Here is a 3,949-nt window from a genome sequence, read left to right on the forward strand (position 1 = left end):
GTCTTTAATGTTTGAATAAATATTTTCAATATCTTCACCTCTAGCAAATAGTACGAACGTACCGTGCCAGAAGTTTCAATAATAAATAATAAATAAAAACAGCCCCTCAAATTGAAGGACTGCTTAACTCTAAATTATTCAATTACAAATTCAAATGAGTAAACATCTTTAAAATTAAATATCTGATCATTCAAAGTAAAATCTTGTTTTGTTTCCTCTGCTGTTTTTAATAATGACAGTAAATTATCAAAACCATTAGTAGTTCCATTTTTCAGGTCAAACACAAAAGTATCTTTATTTTTCATTTTTACTAACATTTGCATCCCTATCCCCTCCTTTCTGCCTACTGTTTCGACAAACTTAGAGGAAATACCTTCCAAACATCTACCAAATATCTTCATCTTTCTTCGGTGACTTTGCTTTTAAAAATCCACGTACAATCTTATGTAATTCATCCATTGGCTTACTTCTAATAATTTCTGAAATATCCTTTATCTCAACATCATGACCTAATTTTTTCATTTTCCATCTTACTTTGCTCATACTTGAGGAAATTGCATATTCCAAGATAATTTTCTGTTCAATTGTCTCAGCCTTATATGACTCTGTTAACTCAATAAAGTTCTGTAATTTAGCCAAACGTTTTTTAGCAAGCTCAAGATTCATAATATCACTCCCCCTCATAGATAGGTTTTCTATGTATAATCTAAAATACCTATGAGGAGAAATGATAAATTTGTGAATTATGTAATATTATGTATTATTTACTTTTATCTTCTATGTACTGGACATCAACAACTAAACCATTTTCAATCCGATAAGACTCAATCCTTCTGATATTTGTTAAATATTCAACTGGCTTCACATCTTTATTACTCATGATGCTTCACCTTTATAAGTTACTGAAAGAATAGCATTTTGAATTGTACGCTTCCCAACATCAAATTTCTTTGACATTTCTGTATAGAAATCTGTCTTTCTACCTTCCCACTTTTCAAAAAGTTCTCTAACAATCCGTGCATTTTCCATGGTTAAATAGTTTCTCGGCACATCATAACTTCTATTCTTTTTGTTGTCTTCAGAAGTTCCAAGCCTTAAATTTGAAATACTATTATCTTTAACATCACCTGAAATGTGATCTATCTCCAATTTTTCACCATTTCCATACCTTCTCCACGCTTTAGGTTCCTCACCCCATACGGCTGCATAAACAGCTTCATGCTCATAAATTGGAATTGATGCACCGAAATCATTTTTAAGTGAAGTTTGCAAATAACCTTTGTCTCCCACACCAACAGCATTTACTAGCAACCATCGTCTTGACTCTAAACTATAAATCTTTCCTATTTCTGGATGTACTTTATACTTACTAAATCCCCTAAGTGGTAACATCTCATGTTTTACTTCCTCAAACCTTGGTAACTCCTTCTTGATTGAATCATCTCCGTAATTCATTAATCAACATCTCCCTTGTAATTAATTTGTTGGCTGCGTGTCATCTCGACATGACTGTTCTAATCTCCAGCAATTGCCTAATTCGAAATCACATTGGGGAGAATCAATGCTTATCAAGTTAGACAATTGATGCAAATTAGAAATTAGTGCTTGCAATTCTTTCAAAAGTACACTAAACTATAATTACGGGAACGTTTAAACATTTTTATGATAAAACAAACACTTGTATTGCATATTTTTATATGTTATGATATAATTGGTATATATTAAATGTTTAGTTGGATAGAATAAAAAAGAGGAAAGGAAAACACTCCATCATGATCTCTTAACGTTTTCCCCTTCCTTTAAAGACTCTTATCTATATATCTCTAAAAATAGCAAAAAACCCCTTAAACAAAGGCTTTTAAGGGGTTGTTTACATTTATGCTATTGTCATTAACCTTAACTTCTGCATCCCAAATTTTGACTTTTCATTGTCCCTCAACTTCTGACATTTAATACATCTCATTTGATTCTTTTTTGGCTCATCTATTGTGCAACCACAGCTTTTACATTCCACTATGTTATGCACATTCTTCTTAATATTTCTGATGATTTCCTTTCCAAAAGAACTCCACAAGATAGTCTTAAATGGAGAATCTTTATCCGAATACAGATATTTAACGAGTACATCTGAAACGTAATGTGCATTATTTTTAATCTTTAAGAATTCCTTTCTGATAAATTTATGTACTGGTAATACTTCTCCACTTTCAATATCGTCTTTGACACTCTCGTTCATCATTAACTTAATGTTTTCGCTAAAATCCTCATACTTTGCAATAATTTCTTGAACAGTTACATCATCTAATTTAATCCTCTTATTCTTCAGCAATTGTTTATAATCAAATTTATCTGCAACCTTGGCAAAATACATTCTCTTGTTAGCCTTATCTATAATGCTCACCAGCCGATTTACAGTTGAAAGGTTAAATCCCTCAACCTTTGATGCTTCCTTATTCTTAGCCCATTGGAAGAAATATGGTGTCTTTGTCTTTGTGTAAGATTTAATTATTTTGTCAATGTGATCCGGTCTTTCTGTCATAAAGTTCGTTTTAGCCCGATCTATTTGGAAATTACTTTCCATGGTTAGCCATTTTACAACCTTCTTGGCATTATCATCAATTCTTCCACGGTTCCAGATTTTTGTTATTTCGTTACTTACTACCCCCACCTGGGCTTTATATGCTTCGACTAGACTATTGTAGAGGTTTTTATCATCAATCTGCTCTGCATTCGCTTTAGCCATCTCGTAGTACAGAGGGATGATTCCCCACATATTCCTTTTGGCAATTTTCGTTACGAGATCTGATTGGATACAGAGACTTTTATCACCATCATGGTCGAATTGGAGCATTTTTGACAAGTTATCATTAATTGATGTGAAGATACCATCTGTGATAAACCATTCCTTCATCTTTTCGGATTTAGTGTTATTCCTAATTCCCCATTCTTTATGCAAATGCGGGCTGCGAAGTATGCACATTTCCCCTTCATCATACAATCTGCAATAAACCTGATCACTTTCCAATAATCCTGTAACCTCAAGTCCAAATATTTTTTGACAGAGGGCGTATAAATCAGGAATCAAAAATGTATATTTAGCACCATCAATCCGTATCTTCCCTGATTTACTATCCTTAATTAAAGCTTCTTTTTTCTTCTTAATGGCTTCTTTCGTGTGCTTATCATTAAGTAGATTAGGATATAGCGATAGTGCCTGTTGGAAGTAATTTTTCCTTTCATTATCATCACTTGCTCCCATAATACGCAAAGTTGTTTCTCTATCTCTTCCTAGATTTCGAATGTCATTTGTTGTAGATGATGCAATTTCTTGCAATTCGTCATCTGATATGTCCGTCAACGTCTGTAACATTTGATACGTTAAAGTTGCCTCCCCCGATGTATCCTCTTCATTTAATTTGGCTGCCTGACAATTGTATTTTTTAAAGTTATTCTGATACTCAGCCCAATTATCATAGTAATCAGCCATTTTGAATTGTGAGCGAGTTAAAATGATGGATATTTCATCTTTAATTATGTCATGAGTATTATTATAAATATCTGTAACAGTAGCACTTGCATTCGGATGTTCCTTTTGGAATTTCTGAAAATCAAATGGTACTAATAAGCCTTTTATATGGGGCGCACGTATCATAAAGCTTTTATCCGATACACTTGGAAGCATAATCCCACAGCCATCAGTTACTTCAATTTCAACATCCTTTAGTACATTTGGTGTAATATCGTATGTATCACGGTTAATGTAATCTACTTTAGTATTAATCGTCACAGTTAAATCATCTACAACGATACATTTATCAATCAACTCTTTAGCAAATTCCTCCCATTCAACTGATGCGCTACTACAAAGACTTTTGTACGCTTGATATTTCGTTAGATTAATGCCACCCATTGCGTTGATCACTTCTTTAGTTAACCCACACATTAGACT

The 3,949-nt window shown here is 33.1% G+C and carries 4 protein-coding genes; all 4 read right to left on the reverse strand.

Annotated features, from left to right (window positions below):
• Nucleotides 1–134 precede the first annotated feature (134 nt).
• A complete protein-coding gene (locus tag V7164_RS24030; RefSeq protein WP_335355465.1) occupies nt 135–323 on the reverse strand; it encodes a hypothetical protein in 189 nt (62 codons plus the stop codon).
• Nucleotides 324–384: 61 nt separating this feature from the next.
• Nucleotides 385–666, reverse strand: a complete 282-nt coding sequence (locus V7164_RS24035; protein ID WP_335355466.1) for a hypothetical protein — start codon at nt 664–666, stop codon at nt 385–387.
• A gap of 210 nt (nt 667–876) precedes the next feature.
• Entirely contained in the window at nt 877–1,455 is a 579-nt protein-coding gene (locus tag V7164_RS24040; protein ID WP_335355467.1) for an HNH endonuclease, read from the reverse strand.
• 421 nt (nt 1,456–1,876) lie between these two features.
• Nucleotides 1,877–3,949: hypothetical protein (locus tag V7164_RS24045; protein WP_335355468.1), on the reverse strand; the 2,073-nt coding region annotated here is incomplete at its 5' end.

Origin of the sequence: Bacillus sp. JJ1474 (assembly GCF_036965225.1) — a bacterium.
Lineage (GTDB): Bacteria > Bacillota > Bacilli > Bacillales > Cytobacillaceae > Cytobacillus.